Origin of the sequence: Curtobacterium poinsettiae, from assembly GCF_047226435.1 — a bacterium.
Lineage (GTDB): Bacteria > Actinomycetota > Actinomycetes > Actinomycetales > Microbacteriaceae > Curtobacterium > Curtobacterium poinsettiae.
Genome location: NZ_CP178434.1, coordinates 1,853,058 through 1,869,090 on the forward strand (window position 1 = coordinate 1,853,058; position 16,033 = coordinate 1,869,090).

General features: G+C 70.5%; 15 protein-coding genes. 12 read left to right on the forward strand and 3 right to left on the reverse strand.

The features are described from left to right. Position 1 precedes the first annotated feature (1 nt). From ruvC to ACL00U_RS08865, 8 genes are all read left to right on the forward strand, one after another. Positions 2-649: a crossover junction endodeoxyribonuclease RuvC gene (gene ruvC, locus ACL00U_RS08830; RefSeq protein ID WP_017887356.1), complete on the forward strand. Its 648-nt coding sequence runs from the start codon at positions 2-4 to the stop codon at positions 647-649. Continuing rightward, positions 646-1,266: a Holliday junction branch migration protein RuvA gene (ruvA, locus tag ACL00U_RS08835; RefSeq protein WP_017887355.1), complete on the forward strand. Its 621-nt coding sequence runs from the start codon at positions 646-648 to the stop codon at positions 1,264-1,266. The genes ruvC and ruvA overlap by 4 nt, the downstream gene beginning before the upstream one ends. Next, positions 1,263-2,306 (forward strand): Holliday junction branch migration DNA helicase RuvB, encoded by a 1,044-nt coding sequence (gene ruvB, locus ACL00U_RS08840; protein WP_017887354.1) that lies wholly within the window; start codon positions 1,263-1,265, stop codon positions 2,304-2,306. Before ruvA ends, ruvB begins: the two co-directional genes overlap by 4 nt. Before the next feature lie 90 nt (positions 2,307-2,396). Further along, positions 2,397-2,783 (forward strand): preprotein translocase subunit YajC, encoded by a 387-nt coding sequence (locus ACL00U_RS08845; protein ID WP_071250717.1) that lies wholly within the window; start codon positions 2,397-2,399, stop codon positions 2,781-2,783. Between the two features lie 91 nt (positions 2,784-2,874). Further along, positions 2,875-4,626: a protein translocase subunit SecD gene (gene secD / locus ACL00U_RS08850; protein WP_017887352.1), complete on the forward strand. Its 1,752-nt coding sequence runs from the start codon at positions 2,875-2,877 to the stop codon at positions 4,624-4,626. Further along, positions 4,626-5,630 carry a protein translocase subunit SecF gene (gene secF, locus ACL00U_RS08855; protein ID WP_412873310.1) on the forward strand — a complete coding sequence of 335 codons (1,005 nt, stop codon included), beginning with the start codon at positions 4,626-4,628 and terminating at the stop codon, positions 5,628-5,630. Before secD ends, secF begins: the two co-directional genes overlap by 1 nt. Next, a complete protein-coding gene (locus ACL00U_RS08860) occupies positions 5,630-5,977 on the forward strand; it encodes a rhodanese-like domain-containing protein (RefSeq protein WP_017887350.1) in 348 nt (115 codons plus the stop codon). The genes secF and ACL00U_RS08860 overlap by 1 nt, the downstream gene beginning before the upstream one ends. A gap of 69 nt (positions 5,978-6,046) precedes the next feature. Then, positions 6,047-8,371, forward strand: coding sequence for a RelA/SpoT family protein (locus ACL00U_RS08865; protein ID WP_017887349.1), 2,325 nt, complete (start codon positions 6,047-6,049; stop codon positions 8,369-8,371). A gap of 498 nt (positions 8,372-8,869) precedes the next feature. On the opposite strand, the gene ACL00U_RS08870 is transcribed toward ACL00U_RS08865, so the two are convergent. The 3 genes from ACL00U_RS08870 to deoC form a co-directional block, all read right to left on the reverse strand. After that, a complete protein-coding gene (locus ACL00U_RS08870; protein ID WP_412873311.1) occupies positions 8,870-9,451 on the reverse strand; it encodes a hypothetical protein in 582 nt (193 codons plus the stop codon). A 190-nt stretch (positions 9,452-9,641) separates the two neighbouring features. Continuing rightward, positions 9,642-10,595 (reverse strand): ROK family protein, encoded by a 954-nt coding sequence (locus ACL00U_RS08875; protein ID WP_071251793.1) that lies wholly within the window; start codon positions 10,593-10,595, stop codon positions 9,642-9,644. Between the two features lie 135 nt (positions 10,596-10,730). Continuing rightward, positions 10,731-11,462, reverse strand: a complete 732-nt coding sequence (gene deoC / locus ACL00U_RS08880; RefSeq protein ID WP_082046801.1) for a deoxyribose-phosphate aldolase — start codon at positions 11,460-11,462, stop codon at positions 10,731-10,733. Positions 11,463-11,505: 43 nt separating this feature from the next. Here deoC and ACL00U_RS08885 point away from each other — a divergent pair, with 43 nt between their 5' ends. Genes ACL00U_RS08885 through ACL00U_RS08900 form a run of 4 tightly spaced genes read left to right on the forward strand, consistent with a single transcriptional unit; the run spans position 11,506 to position 15,653 of the window. Beyond that, positions 11,506-13,038 (forward strand): SDR family oxidoreductase, encoded by a 1,533-nt coding sequence (locus tag ACL00U_RS08885; RefSeq protein WP_031259825.1) that lies wholly within the window; start codon positions 11,506-11,508, stop codon positions 13,036-13,038. Next, the gene (locus ACL00U_RS08890; protein WP_042537205.1) at positions 13,035-13,619 is read left to right on the forward strand and encodes a GDSL-type esterase/lipase family protein; all 585 of its coding nucleotides are present in this window, start codon (positions 13,035-13,037) and stop codon (positions 13,617-13,619) included. The genes ACL00U_RS08885 and ACL00U_RS08890 overlap by 4 nt, the downstream gene beginning before the upstream one ends. A 47-nt stretch (positions 13,620-13,666) precedes the next feature. Continuing rightward, positions 13,667-14,050, forward strand: coding sequence for a DUF6804 family protein (locus tag ACL00U_RS08895; protein WP_071251795.1), 384 nt, complete (start codon positions 13,667-13,669; stop codon positions 14,048-14,050). A 49-nt stretch (positions 14,051-14,099) separates the two neighbouring features. Beyond that, positions 14,100-15,653 (forward strand): stealth conserved region 3 domain-containing protein, encoded by a 1,554-nt coding sequence (locus ACL00U_RS08900; protein WP_017887341.1) that lies wholly within the window; start codon positions 14,100-14,102, stop codon positions 15,651-15,653. Positions 15,654-16,033: the final 380 nt, after the last annotated feature.

Here is a 16,033-nt window from a genome sequence, read left to right on the forward strand (position 1 = left end):
CGTGCTCCGTGTGCTCGGGGTGGACCCCGGGCTCACCCGGTGCGGCGTCGGCGTCGTCGAGGTCGCACCGAACCGGCGCGCACGACTCGTCCACGTGACGGTCGTGCGCACCCCGCCGGACATGCCGCTCGAGCAGCGGCTGCTCCGGATCGCTGACGGCATCGCCGCCGAGATCGACGAGCACCACCCCGACGCGGTCGCGGTCGAGCGGGTGTTCGCGCAGGCGAACGTCCGCACGGTGATGGGCACCGCGCAGGCGGCCGGCCTGGCGCTGCACGCCGCGGCGGCCCGCGGCCTGCCCGTCGGGCTGCACACCCCGTCCGAGGTCAAGGCCGCCGTCACCGGCTACGGCAACGCCGACAAGCGGCAGGTCCAGACGATGATCGCGCGCGTGCTCGGACTCGACGAGGCCCCGAAGCCGGCCGACGCCGCCGATGCGCTCGCGTTGGCCGTGTGCCATGCCTGGAGGCTCGGATCACCCGACGCCGCCGGCTCGCGTGCCACGAACCTCACCCCGGCACAGCGTGCCTGGCGGGACGCCCAGGGCGGCACCACCGACTCGCCGCTCGCCCGCGCGGCCGCAGCCGCGGCCCGCCCGCAGCGTGGCAGGTCCGCGTCGTCGGTGGGCGGCCCTAGGCTCGGAGCATGATCGCGAGTCTCCGGGGCACCTGCATCGACATCGCCGGCTCGGCCGTGGTGGTCGAGGTCGGGGGAGTCGGGTACGCCGTCACCGTGACCCCTGCGCACGCACTGACCATGCGCCACGGGTCCGAGGTGTTCGTGCGGACCGCGATGATCGTGCGCGAAGACGAGCACCTGCTCTTCGGCTTCGAGTCGACCGACGCGTTGCAGGTGTTCGACCTGCTCCGCGGGGTGTCCGGCGTCGGCCCGAAGTCCGCGATGGGCGTCCTGGCCCACATGGACCCGGCGCAGATCGCGAACGCCGTCGCGAACGAGGACGACGGCGCGTTCCGCAAGGTCTCCGGCATCGGCCCGAAGACCGCCAAGCTCATCATCGTCGCGCTCTCCGGCAAGCTCGTGGCCTTCGAACAGGCCGCCGTCGTCGCCGCGGCGCGAGGGACCGCAGTGCACCCCGCAGCGGTCGACGTCGTCTCGGCGCTCATCGGCCTCGGCTGGCGTGAAGACGCTGCACAGGCCGCCGTCGACGACGCCGTCGCCAACGAGCCAGGCGCCGCCGCGATGGGCACCCAGGCGCTGCTCCGCGCCGCACTCGGCGCCCTGCGACCCGCGGCAGCCGGCCGATGAGCGGCATCACGTCCGCCGGTGCCGAGTCGCAGGAGGAACTCGCGTTCGAAGGCGCGCTCCGTCCGCGCTCGCTCGACGAGTTCGTCGGGCAGCGCAAGGTCCGCGGGCAACTCGACCTGCTCCTCAAGGCCGCCGGCATGCAGGAGCGCACGCCCGACCACATCCTGATGGCGGGTCCTCCCGGCCTCGGCAAGACCACGCTCGCGATGATCGTCGCGCACGAGACGGGGCGCCCGCTGCGGATGTCGAGCGGCCCGGCGATCCAGCACGCCGGTGACCTGGCGGCCGTGCTCTCGTCGCTCGTCCCCGGCGAGGTCCTGTTCATCGACGAGATCCACCGGATGGCCCGCTCGGCAGAAGAGATGCTCTACCTGGCGATGGAGGACTTCCGCATCGACGTGATGGTGGGCAAGGGCGCGGGTGCCACGAGCATCCCGCTCGACCTCGCGCCCTTCACGCTCGTCGGGGCCACCACCCGGGCCGGCCTGCTGCCGAACCCGCTGCGGGACCGCTTCGGGTTCACCGCCCACCTGGAGTTCTACGAGAAGGACGAGCTCGAACAGGTCCTGATCCGCGCGGCGCACCTGCTCGAGCTCGACATCGACCGGACCGCCCTGCGCGAGATCGCCGGGCGTTCCCGCGGCACCCCGCGCATCGCGAACCGCCTGCTCCGTCGGGTGCGCGACTACGCGCTCGTGCACCGCACCACCGACGGCATGGCGGCGGTCCAGGGCGCCCTCGACCTGTACGACGTCGACGAACTCGGGCTCGACCGGCTCGACCGCGCCGTGGTCGAGACCATGCTGACCCGGTTCGACGGCGGACCGGTCGGTCTGAACACCCTCGCCGTCTCCGTCGGCGAGGAGTCCGAGACGATCGAGTCGGTCGTCGAACCGTTCCTGGTCCGGGTCGGTCTCGTGACCCGCACGCCCCGTGGGCGCATCGCCACACCACGTGCCTGGCGGCACCTCGGCCTCACCCCGGGGCAGGCCGACGGCGGGCAGCCGGGGCTCTTCGACGACCCGGACACCGACGACTGAACGCCGATCAGTCGAGTGACATGCCACGGACACCGGCGTGCCCTAGACTGCTACGGCCCGAAACCGAGCAACCAGAGAAGGCAACGCATCATGGGTCAAGAAGTCATCCTCATCGTCATCGTCGTGGCGTTCGCAGCCTTCATGTTCTACAACAGCCGCAAGCGTAAGAAGCAGCAGGCCGAGCTCGTGGACAAGATGGTCCCCGGCGCCAAGGTCATGCTGTCCTTCGGCCTGTACGGCACGCTCCTCTCCGTGAACGAGGAGAAGGTCACCGCTGACGTCGAGATCGCACCGGGGACCGTCGTCACCGTGCACCGTCAGACCCTGTCGCGCGTCGTCGACGACAACGCGTCCGACGTCGAGACCACCACGACCACCGAGGACGAGCCGAAGCCCGTGGCCGAACTCAACGGTGAGCCGGTCTACGGCGAGCGTGCCGACGAGACCGACGCCACGAAGCGCAAGTCCGACGACTGACGCCCTCGGCCGCCGGGTCGTCTGATCCGGCGGCTTCCTCTTGCCGTCGCACGGTGTGCCGACGGTCCTGAACAGAAAGACGAGACGACCGGTGGCACGATCGACACCCGTCAAGAAGGCGCTGCGCTCGCTCACCTGGTTGGTGATCCTGATGGCGATCCTCGCCGGCCTGAACACCGCCGCGTCGATCCTCGCCGGCTCTTCGAAGGACGACACCGACAAGTGGTACCAGGGCGCGAGCTGGGTACCCGAGCTGGCTCTGGACCTGCAGGGCGGCACGCAGCTGACCCTCGCGGCGCAGAACACCGAGGGCGACTCCGTCACCTCGCAGCAGCTGCAGCAGGCGGTGAACATCATCCGCCAGCGCATCGACGCCACCGGTGTCTCCGAGTCGGAGATCAACACGCAGGGCGCGAACAACATCGTCGTCTCGATCCCGGGTCGCCCCGACAAGGCCACCATCGACCGCATCGAGGCCGCGGCCAAGCTGACGTTCCGGCCCGTCCTGTACACCGAGGCTGCGACCAACTCCGCTGTCGGTGACGACGGCAAGGGCACCGCATCGCCGACGCCGTACTCGCCGCCCGCCTCGCTCGCGGCGACGCCCAGCGCGAAGCCCACGAACGCGAGCGACCTGAACTGGGTCACGCCGAAGCTGCAGGACCTGTACACCAACTACAACTGCGCAGCACCGGGCGACGTCACCACCGCGCCCGACGACGAGCCCCTGGTCACCTGCGACCAGGACGGCGCTGGCAAGTACATCCTCGGCCCGGTCGAGGTGTCCGGCGCCGACATCAGCAACGCCACCTCGGGGCTCGCCACCGACTCGCAGGGCACGTCGACCGGCCAGTGGGCCGTCAACCTGACCTTCAACGGTGAGGGCTCGAAGGACTTCCGCACGGTCACCAACCGTCTCGTCTCGCTCCAGCAGCCGCAGAACCAGTTCGCGATCGTGCTCGACGGTTCGGTCATCACCGCACCGACGACGAACTCCGCGATCACGAACGGCAAGGCGCAGATCAGCGGCAACTTCACCGCCGAGTCCGCCAAGACCCTCGCCGACCAGCTCAAGTACGGTGCGCTGCCGATCAACTTCCAGGTGCAGTCGAACGAGAACATCTCGGCGACACTCGGTACCGCGCAGCTCATCGGTGGCCTCGTCGCCGGTCTGATCGGTCTGATCCTCGTGATCATCTACTCCGTGATCCAGTACCGCGCCCTGGCGTTCGTCACCGTGCTGTCGCTCGGGATCGCCGCCGTGATCACGTACCTCGTGATCGCGATCATGTCGTGGCGCGTCGACTACCGTCTGTCGTTGGCAGGTGTGGCGGGCCTGATCGTCGCGATCGGCATCACGGCGGACTCGTTCATCGTCTACTTCGAGCGCATCCGTGACGAACTCCGTGACGGCCGTGCCCTCGAGAGCGCGGTCGAGTCCGGCTGGAAGCGCGCGCTGCGCACGATCCTGGCGTCCGACGCGGTGAACTTCCTCGCCGCCGTCACGCTGTACGTGCTCGCGGTCGCCGACGTGAAGGGCTTCGCGTTCACGCTGCTCCTCACGACCCTCATCGACATCGTGGTGGTCGCACTCTTCACCCACCCGATGATGCAGCTCATCGCCCGGACCCGGTTCTTCGGGGACGGCCACCGGTTCAGCGGGCTCGACCCGGCAGCACTCGGTGCCGTCTACCGGGGGCGTGCGCAGTTCCGCGCACCCGTCGTGGACGGCAAGCGCCAGCGCAGTGCCGGTGAGGCGCAGCGCCGACAGACGATCGCGGAGCGGAAGGCCCAGCAGGCCTCCGGCGACAACGGCTCGACGCCGGACGGGAAGGACGACTGATGGCCAGCTTCAGCCAGTTCGGCAGCGACCTCTACACGGGGAAGCGGTCGTACGACATCATCGGGCGCCGGAAGACCTGGTACCTCATCGCCCTGGCGATGATCGTGATCTCGCTCGTCACGCCGTGGCTGCGTGGCGGGTACCAGCTCGGCATCGAGTTCACCGGCGGCTCGGAGTTCACGATCTCCGACGTCAAGTCGCTCGACCAGAGCATCGCGACCGACACGGTCGAGAGCGTCGTCGCCGACACCATCCCTCGTGTCTCGCAGCTCGGCACGCACGGCATCCGCGTGCAGACCGGGCAGCTCACCGACGCCCAGACGACCGACGTGCAGGACGCCCTGGCCAAGGCCTACGACGTCCCGGAGCGCCAGGTCGCCGCGACCTTCATCGGCGCGACGTGGGGTGCCGACGTCCTCGCGCAGGCCATCCGTGGTCTGGTGATCTTCCTGGCCCTCGCCGCGGTCTTCATGACGCTGTACTTCCGCACCTGGAAGATGTCACTCTCCGCGATGGCGGCGCTGCTGCACGACCTGCTCATCACGGCGGGCGTGTACGGCATCGTCGGGCTCGAGGTGACGCCCGCGGCGGTGATCGGCTTCCTGACGATCCTCGGGTACTCGCTCTACGACACCGTGGTGGTCTTCGACAAGGTGCGCGAGAACACCGCGCAGGAGTCGATCCGCACCTTCAAGCAGTCGGTCAACCTCGCGGTCAACCAGACGCTCGTCCGATCGATCAACACCTCGGTCGTGGCACTGCTGCCGGTGGCGGCGATCCTCTTCATCGGGTCGTACGTGCTCGGCGCCGGCACCCTGCGTGACATCTCGCTCGCACTGTTCATCGGCATCATCGTCGGCACCTACTCGACGATCTTCATCGCGTCGCCGATGTACGCGCAGCTGCGCGAGAACGAGCCGAAGATCAAGGAGTCCGACGCCAAGAAGACCGCGGCGGCCGAGAAGCGCCGGCGCGAGGTCGACGCGGCAGAGGCGAACGCCTGATGCCCATCGAGATCCAGCAGATCGACGTCGCCGAGGCCCAGCGCCGCATCGACGCCGGGGCCCGGCTCTACGACGTGCGTGAGCAGGGGGAGTGGGACGAGGTCCACGCTCCGCAGGCCACGCTCGTGCCGATGTCCGAGTTCGTGGACCGCTGGCAGGAGATCGACGGCGGCGACCAGCCGGCCATCATCGTCTGCCACTCCGGCGGCCGGTCCTCGCGCATCGTCGCGGCGCTCGAGCAGTCGGGTGTCCCGGCCGTCAACCTGTCCGGCGGCATGCTCGCCTGGGAGCAGGCGGGGGCACCGGTGGAGCGCGACGCCCAGGGCGAACCTCGTCACGGGCACTGACCGGGGACGCGTAGTCTTGTCGGATCGAGCTCGGATCGAGCTCTCGGACCGAGTCCTGGGAGGCGCATCATGACGGACACCCGCGAAGAGCCGTCCGCGCCGAGCCGCCCGGGCTCCGCCCCGCAGCCCGCGAGCCCGATCGGTCCGAACACCACCGGCAACCTCGGTTCCCTCCGCTCACTGCTGCCACGCCTGTTCTCGCGCGCGCAGCCGGCCGGTGCGGTGGACACCCTGATCCGCACGGTCCGGTCGCACCACCCCAAGGCCGACGTGACCCTCATCGAGCGCGCCTACTCGGTCGCCGAGCGCGCGCACGACGGGCAGAAGCGCAAGTCCGGTGAGCCGTACATCACGCACCCCGTCGCGGTCGCGCAGATCCTGGCCGACCTCGGCATCGGGACGATCACCATCGCTGCAGCGCTCCTGCACGACACCGTCGAGGACACCGACTACCAGCTCGACCAGCTGCGGGTGGACTTCGGCGACGAGATCGCGATGCTCGTCGACGGCGTCACCAAGCTCGACAAGGTCAAGTACGGCGACAGCGCACAGGCCGAGACCGTCCGCAAGATGGTCATCGCGATGTCGAAGGACATCCGAGTCCTCGTCATCAAGCTCGCCGACCGCCTGCACAACGCCCGCACCTGGGGCTTCGTCGAGTCCGCGTCTGCCACGCGCAAGGCGAAGGAGACGCTCGAGATCTACGCGCCCCTCGCGCACCGGCTCGGCATCCAGATGATCAAGCTCGAGCTCGAGGACCTGTCGTTCGCGGTCCTGCACCCGAAGCTCTACGTCGAGATCGACAGCCTGGTCAAGGAACGCCAACCGAAGCGCGAGCAGTTCGTCCAGAACGTCATCGGCACCCTCAAGAAGGACCTGAAGGCCGCCAAGGTCCGCGGTGACGTGATGGGTCGGCCGAAGCAGTACTACTCGATCTACCAGAAGATGATCGTGCGGGGTCGTGAGTTCGACGAGATCTACGACCTCGTCGGCATCCGCGTCCTCGTGCCGACCGTCCGCGACTGCTACGCCATGCTCGGCTCGGTGCACGCGCGGTGGACCCCGCTGCCCGGTCGCTTCAAGGACTACATCGCGACCCCCAAGTTCAACCTGTACCAGTCGCTGCACACCACGGTGCTCGGACCGCAGGGCCGCGCGGTCGAGATCCAGATCCGCACGCACGAGATGCACCAGCGTGCCGAGTTCGGTGTCGCCGCCCACTGGAAGTACAAGCAGCGCGCTGCCGGCCGTGACGCCGGCACCTCGTCCACGACGGACGACCAGGACATGGCGTGGCTCGCCCACATCACCGACTGGCAGGCAGAGACCAGCGATCCGGGCGAGTTCCTCGATTCGCTCCGGTACGAGATCGGCGCCAAGGAGACGTACGTCTTCACGCCGCAGGGCAAGGTCATCGGTCTGCCCGCCGGAGCCACCCCGGTCGACTTCGCCTACGCCGTCCACACCGAGATCGGCCACCGCACGATGGGTGCGAAGGTCAACGGTCGCCTGGTCCCGCTCGAGAGCCAGCTCTCCAGCGGTGACGTGGTCGAGATCTTCACGTCGAAGAACCCCGACTCCGGCCCCTCGCAGGACTGGCTGCAGTTCGTCCGCAGCCCCCGCGCGCGCAACAAGATCAAGCAGTGGTTCACCAAGGAGCGCCGCGAAGAGGCGATCGAGCAGGGCCGCGACGCCATCGCGCGTGCGATGCGCAAGCAGAACCTGCCGCTCCAGCGCATCATGAGCCAGGACAGCATCGCCGAGGTCGCCTCGTCGATGCGCTACGAGGACGTCTCCGCGCTGTACGCCGCCATCGGCGAGGGCCACGTCTCGACCCAGTCGGTGATCGAGAAGGTCCTCGGGAACGTCCAGACCGAGACCGAGGCCGACGAACCCGAACTCGCGTTCCCCCGCCAGGTCACCAGTCGCCAGCTGCGCACCAGCGACAGCGGCGTGCTGGTCCGCGGGGCGCCCGACATCCTCGTCAAGCTCGCGAAGTGCTGCACCCCGGTGCCGGGCGACCAGATCGTGGGCTTCATCACCCGTGGCCAGGGCGTCTCCGTGCACCAGTCGTCGTGCACCAACGTGAAGTCGCTCATGAACGAGCCCGACCGGATGATCGAGGTCGAGTGGGCCCCGTCGTCGAAGTCGGTGTTCCTGGTGCAGATCCAGATCGAGGCGCTCGATCGGTCTGGCCTGCTCAGCGACGTCACCCGAGTGCTGACGGATCACCACGTGAACATACTGTCCGCGACGGTGTCGACCTCGTCCGACCGCCTGGCGCTCAGCCGGTTCGTTTTCGAGATGGGGGACACCATCCACCTCGACCGTGTGCTCAACGCGGTGCGTCGCATCGACGCCGTCTACGACGTCTACCGCGTCAGCGCCGGCTAGTACCGGAGCAGGGCCCAGCGCCTCCCGGTCCGTTTCTCGGTCGGTCACGACTCGTCGATTGCGGCCCTGCCGACCGACAGATCGTGACCACTCGGCGGACGCGAGCGGGGCGTCCTGACCGCCCGCAGGCACCGGACCGGAGGCGCGCGGCGGCACCGACCCGCTCCTTCCGCCCATCGCCGGTCACGACTCGTCGCGCGGGCACCGTCGACCGGTCACGACTCGTCGACTGCGGCCCCGCCAACCGACAGTCCTTGACCACTCGGCGAACGTGAGCGGGGTGTCCTGACCGCCCGCACCCGCCGGACCGGAGGCCCGCGGCAGCCCCGACCCGCTCCTTCCGCCCATCGCCGGTCACGACTCGTCGCGCGGGCACCGTCCACCGGTCACGAACCGTCGATTGCGGCCCTGCCAACCGACAGTCCGTGACCACTCGGCGGACGTGAGCGGGGTGTCCTGACCACCTGCACCCGCCACCGACGACCCCACCCCCACGCACTACCGGACAGCACCCCCAGCACCCCCGGCACCGTCCTGCACCGCACGCAACCGCCGCTCGGCCTGTCGCACCATGGGGATCGTGCCAAGAGCGGTCAGGCGTGTCCGCAGCTCGGCGGCGCTGACCGCTCCGATCGCGAGCAACCCGTGGACGGCCGACGCTTCAGCGGCGCCGAACGCACCCGCAGTCGGCCCCGGCATCCGCAGCAGGTCGATCGCGGTCCGCGCCGGCAGTGCGACCCGGAGCCGCGCCAGGACGACGGTGTCGTCGACGTCGATCCGGACCTCGCGCAGGCGCACCTCCGGGCCGACGTGCACGCGGACCTGCGGCGGGATGCACGCCTCGAGCGGCGCCGGCGGACGGGACACCGCACCCCAGATCCACGCGGCGGTCAGCGTGCAGGCGATCAAGCGTGCGTCGCGCAGCACCCAGCCAGCCGCGGCGGCACGCAACGACGGCGTCTGCGGTTCGGCGGGGGAGGCCCAGCACGGCCCGATGGCAACCAGTTCGCCGGCCAGGACCGCCGCGCGCAGTTCGTGTTCCGGCCAGTCGTCACTGGTCAGCAGTCGCGGGCGGGGCACCCGCACATCCTGCCCGACCTGCGGTCGCGACCGACAGGCCTGTGGACAAGCCCCGGACCGGCCGGGAGGCCCATGGCGGGCCCGCACCGCGCCTCCAGGCGGTCACCGGTCACGTCAAGAGCGCGAAGCGCGTCGATGACGCTGCCACCTGACGGCAGCCTGCCGGGAGGCCGCGACGCGGCGTGCGCGCTCAGCGCAGGACGTCGGCGCGGTGAACGAGCGCCGCGGCGCCGATGAGCGGGCCGTCCTGCGACAGTCCCGTCGGCACGATCCGCACCTTCGTGACGAAGCCGAACTCGACACGCTCCGCCACGGCCTGCCGGGCGTACTCGAACAGGTCGGGCGTGACGTGCGAGAACCCGCCACCGATCGCGACGACCTCGAGGTCGACCAGGCTGGTGGCGGCGGCGATGGCCTGGCCCAGGGCACGGCCGCTGCGCTTGACCGCGGCGACCGCGATCTCGTCGCCGGCGGCGTACGCGGCCGAGAGCTCTTCGCCGGTGGTGCCCGCGAAGCCCTGCCGACGAGCCCAGGCCACGGTCTTGGGGCCGCTGGCGATCGCCTCGAGGCAGCCGGTCCCGCCGCAGGCGCAGGGGTCGTCGTAGCCGCCACACTCGACGTGGCCGATGTGCCCGGCGTTCCCCGTCGGGCCGCTGACCGTGCGGCCGTGCAGGATGAGCCCGCCGCCGACACCGGTGGAGACGATCATGCCCATCACGTGGTCGGAGCCCTGGGCAGCCCCGACCCAGTGCTCGGCGAGCGTGATCGCCAGGCCGTCCATGCGGAGCGTCACCGGCACGTTCTCCGGCACGAGGGCCGCGATCCGGTCGCGCAGCGGGTGGCCCCGCCACACGGGCATGTTGAGCGGCGAGACCAGACCGTGTTCCTCGTCGACCGGGCCGGCGGAGCCGACGCCGACGCCGACGAGCGTCGTGTCCGCGGGCAGTGCGCCGAGCGCGGCCGTGACGACCTCGTCGACGGCGGCCTGCAGCTCGTCCGAGGTGCGCTGCGGCCCCGTGGGGCTGCGGAACCGCGTCGCGGGCAGCACGACCCCCTGGTCGGTGACGAGCGCGGCCTCGACCTTCGTGCCGCCGAGGTCGACGGCCAGGGCGAGGGCGGGGGACTGGGGTGCGGTGCTGGACATGCGCGCTCCGATGCGGCGGTCTGGAGGCCCGGTGCGCGTCACCGACGCGTCGTCGCGTCCGGTGGGCGCCGGCCTGGTCGTGGTGGGTCGGGCTGGGTGGGATGGACTCAGCCGGGTGGGCTCAGCCGTGTCCGCTCAGTAGGACGTCGTGTCGTCGCCGAGCGCCGACGCGGCGCCCGTCTCGGCGCGGTGCGCGACCTCGTCGAGGATGCGGGCCGAGGCGCTCGTGCCGATGCGGTTCGCGCCCGCCTCGACCATCTCGAGCAGGGTGTCGAGGCCGCGGACGCCGCCGGAGGCCTTCACGCCGGTGTCGGCACCGACCGTGCGGCGCATCAGGGCGATGTGCTCTGCGGTCGCGCCGCCGCCGGCGAACCCGGTCGAGGTCTTCACGAACGCGGCACCGGCGGTCTGCGCCGCACGCGAGGCAGCGACGATCTCGTCGTCGGTCAGGAAGGCGGTCTCGAGGATCACCTTGACGACGGTGTCCCCGGCGGCGTCGACGACCGCGCGGACGTCCTGCTCGACGCGCTGCCAGTCGCCCGACTTCGCGGCGCCGATGTTCTGCACCATGTCCAGCTCGAAGGCGCCGTCGGCCAGGGCCTGCAGCGACTCGGCGACCTTCGCCGCGGTCGACGTGGTGCCGTGCGGGAACCCGATCACGGTGCCGACACCGACGCCGGTGCCCGTCAGGCGCTCGACGGCGTGCGCAACGTCGCTCGGACGGACACAGACGCTGAAGACGCGGTGGGCGGCGGCTTCGTCGAGCTGGGCGTCGACGTCCGCGCGGGTGAGTTCGGGCTTCAGGATCGCGTGGTCGATGAGGCCGCGGACGGCATCGGCGGTGACGGGGAAGGCTGCGTTGTCCACCCGGCAAGCCTACCCGTCAGGCGTGCCGCGTAGCGTGCAGGGCATGCAGGTCCTCGTCACCGGCGCCACCGGGTACATCGGTGGTCGTCTCGTCCCTCGTCTCCTCGAAGCCGGCCACTCCGTCCGGGTGTTCGTGCGCAACCCCCGGAAGCTCCAGGACGTCCCGTGGAGCAGCGACGTGGACGTCGCGGAAGGCGACCTCCAGGACGCCGACGCGGTCCGCGCCGCCGTCGACGGGGTCGAGGCGGTCTACTACCTGGCCCACGCGATGGGCGCCGACGGCGACTTCGAGTCGGCCGAACACGAGGCCGCCGAGACCATGGCGCACGAGGCGAAGACGGCGGGGGTCAGCCGGTTCGTCTACCTGGGCGGGCTGCACCCCGACGGCGAGCTGTCCAAGCACCTCCGCAGCCGCAAGGAGGTGGGGGAGATCCTCCTCGGCTCCGGTGTGCCCACCGTGGCGTACCAGGCCGGCGTCGTGATCGGCTCGGGCAGCACCTCGTTCGAGATGATCCGGCACCTCACCGACGTCCTGCCGTGGATGCCTGCGCCGCGCTGGGTCCGCAACCGCATCCAGCCGATCGCGGTGCGCGACGTCCTCTACTACCTGGTGGCCGCCCTGGACGTCCCCGCCGACGTCAACCGCACCTTCGACATCGGTGGCCCCGACGTCCTGCGGTACGGCCAGATGCTGAACGGCTACGCGGTCGAGGCGAAGCTGCCGCAGCGCCCGATCACCGTGCTGCCGGTGCTCACCCCGCGGCTCGCCGCGCACTGGTTCAACGTCGTCACCCCGATCCCGCGCAAGCTCGCGACGCCCATCATCGAGTCGCTGCAGTTCGAGTGCGTCCAGCGCGAGCACGACATCGACGACGTCGTACCGAAGCCCGAGGGCGGGCTCACCTCGTACCGTCGGGCCGTCCGCCTCGCGCTCAACAAGATGCGCACCGGCCAGGTGCAGACCAGCTGGCGGAGCGCGACGCTCTCCAGCGCCTCCGCCGACCCGATGCCGAACGACCCCGACTGGGCCGGGCACACCGTCTACGTCGACGACCGCAAGCGGCACTCGAGTGCCTCCGCCGCGGACGTCTGGCGTGTCGTCGAGTCGATCGGTGGCGACAACGGCTGGTACTCGTTCCCGCTCGCCTGGGTCGCCCGCGGCTGGATGGACAAGATCGCCGGTGGCGTCGGACTGAACCGTGGCCGTCGCGACCAACAGCGCCTCGAGCAGGGCGACGCGCTCGACTGGTGGCGCGTCGAACGGCTCGAGCGCGGCCGGTACCTGCGGCTCCGTGCCGAGTTCAAGTCGCCGGGCCGCGCGTGGCTCGAGATGACCGTCACGCCGAACCCCGAAGGCGGCAGCGACTACCGCCAGCGGGCGATCTACTTCCCGCAGGGACTCGCCGGACGCCTGTACTGGTACGGCATCCTGCCGTTCCACGGCATCATCTTCCCCGGTATGGTCGAGCGCATCACCGCCGCCGCCGAGCGGGAGTCCGACCAGACCGAGTCCACGCAGCGCAACCGGACGCAGCAGACCGGGACCCCCGAGCCGGCGCACGAGGAGGCAGCATGACCGACGACCGCAGCCCCGTCCTCTTCCTGGGGGACAGCATCACCGAACAGGGCGACTGGGACACCTGGCTCCCCGACGAGCACACGCTGAACCAGGGCATCGGTGGCGACACGACCGACGGCGTGCTGACGCGACTCGACGCCGTCGTCGCCGAGCAGCCCGAGGTGATCGTGCTGCTCATCGGCACGAACGACTTCGGCGGCCACCGCGCCAGCGCCGAGCACGTGGTCCGCAACGTCGAGACCGCGCTCGTCACGCTCCGCCGTGAACTGCCGGGTGTCCGCCTGCTGCTCGTCTCGATCCTGCCGCGGCAGGCCGAGTACGCCGCGAAGATCGAGCAGGCGAACCGGCACCTGCGCCAGTTCGTCGCCACCTGCCACGCCCAGTACCTCGACGCCTGGCCCGCCCTGGCAGACGGCGACCACCTGGACGCCCGCTTCACCGAGGACGGCCTGCACCTGACCGAGGACGGCTACCGCGCGTTCGTCGGTGAACTCGTGCCGGCCCTCGAGCGGGTCCGTGAGCTGCCGCCGATGTCGCGGTCGATCCAGGCGATCACCATCGACGGCGACTCGGACTGATGGCCGCACGCAAGGGGCGGCCCCCGGTGGGGTCGTCGCAACACGGCGTGCCCGCGGGATCCTCGCGACCCGCGGCCGCCGCACCGGCCGCCCGCGCACGCGAGACGCCGCCGTTCACCCGGCCGGCGCTGGCGCCCGGGTTGATCGCTGCGATCGTGCTCCTGGCGTGCGTCGCCATCGTGGACTCGTCGGGGTTCGTCTTCGCCCGCTGGGGCGTCACCGTCCTCGCGTTGATCGTGCTCGTCTTCACGGTGCGGGGGAAGGTCTGGTGGGCCGCGCTGCTCATGGCCGCGGTCGCGGTCTGCTGGAACCCGCTCGTCACGGTGCCGATCCCGGGGCAGGTGTGGGCGGGCCTGCAGCTGGTGGCCGCCGCGCTGTTCATCGTGGTGGGCATCGTGGTCAAGGTGCCCCGCGAGACCGACGGACGGTAGGATCGGCAGGTCGGGTACAGGACCCGGCCGCACGACCCGAAGGGCATGGATGAACGACGAGACCGAGCCGGTGACCGAGAGTCCTCTGCTGAACCCTCGACCGTCCTCCGGCGGTCTCGACCGATCCGACGTCGTCGTCCGCAAGGGACGACTGACCCTGATCAACGGACACCTCACGCCGCAGCAGTCGATGATCGAGGACCTGCTGTTCCTCGACGACGCGCTCACCGCGGCTGACGTCGACCACCTGCTCATCCGCGGGAACGACCAGCGTCCGGTGATCGCGCTGGACGAGCGTGACCGCCAGCGAGCCGAGAGCGCCGTGATGTCGGCCGCCGTCAACGAGCCGTTCTACGCGAAGCCCCCGGGCAAGCCGGCAGTGCTCGTGCAGGACGACGGACTCGGCTCCGTCGAGGAACCCGTGCTCCGTGTGTTCCGCCCGCGCCTCGAGCCCCTCGGACGCCTGCGCTACGGCGCCGAGACCAGCGTCCAGCTCGAGTTCTGGCGCGTCACCGACACCGAGGTCCTCGCACCCGTCGAGAACGCCCTGATGCGTCGCAGCCTGCCGATCGACGAGTTCGTCCTCGTCGACATCGAGCGCTACGGCCGCACCTGGCGCACCGTCGAGCACATGTTCGACGACCACGTCTCGGACATCCGGTTCCCGATCGACATCGTCTTCTCGTGGGTCGACGGCAACGCCATCGAGTACCAGCGCGCCCGCCAGGCCGCACAGTCGAACGCTGTCCTGGGCGAGGGCGACGACGCTCCCGCCCGCTTCCGCCAGATCGACGAACTGAAGTACGCGCTGCGCTCGGTCCACACCTTCGCGCCGTGGATCCGCCAGATCTACATCGCCACGGACTCGCCTGCGCCGCACTGGCTCGCCGACCACCCGAAGGTCCGGATCGTCCGCAGCGAGGAGTTCTTCGCCGACCCGTCCGTGCTGCCGACGCACAACTCGCAGGCCGTCGAGTCGCAGCTGCACCACATCCCGGGCATCAGCGAGCACTTCATCTACTCGAACGACGACATGTTCTTCGGCCGGCTGGTCGACCCCTCGGTGTTCTACAGCCCGGGGTCGGTCACGAAGTTCATCCTCGCGTCGACCCGGATCGGCCTCGGTTCCAACAACCCGGCACGCAGCGGCTTCGAGAACTCCGCCCGGGTCAACCGCGGCCTCCTGCAGCAGCGCTTCGGCGCGGTGACGACCCGCCACCTCGAGCACGCGCCGACGCCCCTGCGTGCGTCGATCATGACCGAGATGGAGCACGAGTTCGCCGACGAGTTCGCGGCCACTGCAGCGTCACGCTTCCGCGCCGCCGACAACATCTCGGTGACGAACTCGCTCTACCACTACTACTCGCTGCTCACCGGCCGGGCGATCATCCAGGAGAACTCCTCCGTCGGGTACATCGACACGACCATGGTCTCCGGACTCAAGGCCCTCGACGACCTGCTGAAGAAGCGGAACGTGGACTTCTTCTGCCTCAACGACGGCAGCTTCCCGGAGGTCAGCGACGAGGAGCGCACGCAGCGCGTGACGGACTTCCTGGAGCGGTACTTCCCGTTCCCCGCGCCGTGGGAGCGCCCCAGCGCGTAGGACGCGCCAGCGGCCTGCTGGGGCGCTCCGGGCGAGCCTGCGAGCCCGGTCCCACGGTGCGCGTAGGACGCGCCAGCGGCCTGCTGGGGCGCTCCAGGCGAGCCTGCGAGCCCGGCGCCGGAACACCCGGCCACGAGTGTCGGCCGCAGCCGCACGCCGACCGGTCACGACACCCCGCGACCTGCGCGCCGACTGGTCACTAGCCGTCGGCCTCGCCGTTGGCAGCCGACGGAACGTGACCACGCGACGCACCACGTGCGGTGGGTCGCGACCATCCCGCGAGCCTGGAGGCCCGTGGCGCGCCCGCCACGGGCCTCCAGCCCGTCCGTGGCGCGCGGTCGGGACACCCCGTCGGCCGCCCGCCCAGCGGTCACGAACCG

Bases quoted from the DNA above. Each gene is read 5' to 3' on its own strand.
- ruvA (WP_017887355.1), top strand. From the start codon at position 646: ATGATCGCGAGTCTCCGGGGCACCTGCATCGACATCGCCGGCTCGGCC.
- ruvB (WP_017887354.1), top strand. From the start codon at position 1,263: ATGAGCGGCATCACGTCCGCCGGTGCCGAGTCGCAGGAGGAACTCGCG.
- ACL00U_RS08845 (WP_071250717.1), top strand. From the start codon at position 2,397: ATGGGTCAAGAAGTCATCCTCATCGTCATCGTCGTGGCGTTCGCAGCC.
- secF (WP_412873310.1), top strand. From the start codon at position 4,626: ATGGCCAGCTTCAGCCAGTTCGGCAGCGACCTCTACACGGGGAAGCGG.
- ACL00U_RS08860 (WP_017887350.1), top strand. From the start codon at position 5,630: ATGCCCATCGAGATCCAGCAGATCGACGTCGCCGAGGCCCAGCGCCGC.
- ACL00U_RS08865 (WP_017887349.1), top strand. From the start codon at position 6,047: ATGACGGACACCCGCGAAGAGCCGTCCGCGCCGAGCCGCCCGGGCTCC.
- ACL00U_RS08875 (WP_071251793.1), bottom strand. From the start codon at position 10,595: ATGTCCAGCACCGCACCCCAGTCCCCCGCCCTCGCCCTGGCCGTCGAC.
- ACL00U_RS08885 (WP_031259825.1), top strand. From the start codon at position 11,506: ATGCAGGTCCTCGTCACCGGCGCCACCGGGTACATCGGTGGTCGTCTC.
- ACL00U_RS08890 (WP_042537205.1), top strand. From the start codon at position 13,035: ATGACCGACGACCGCAGCCCCGTCCTCTTCCTGGGGGACAGCATCACC.
- ACL00U_RS08900 (WP_017887341.1), top strand. From the start codon at position 14,100: ATGAACGACGAGACCGAGCCGGTGACCGAGAGTCCTCTGCTGAACCCT.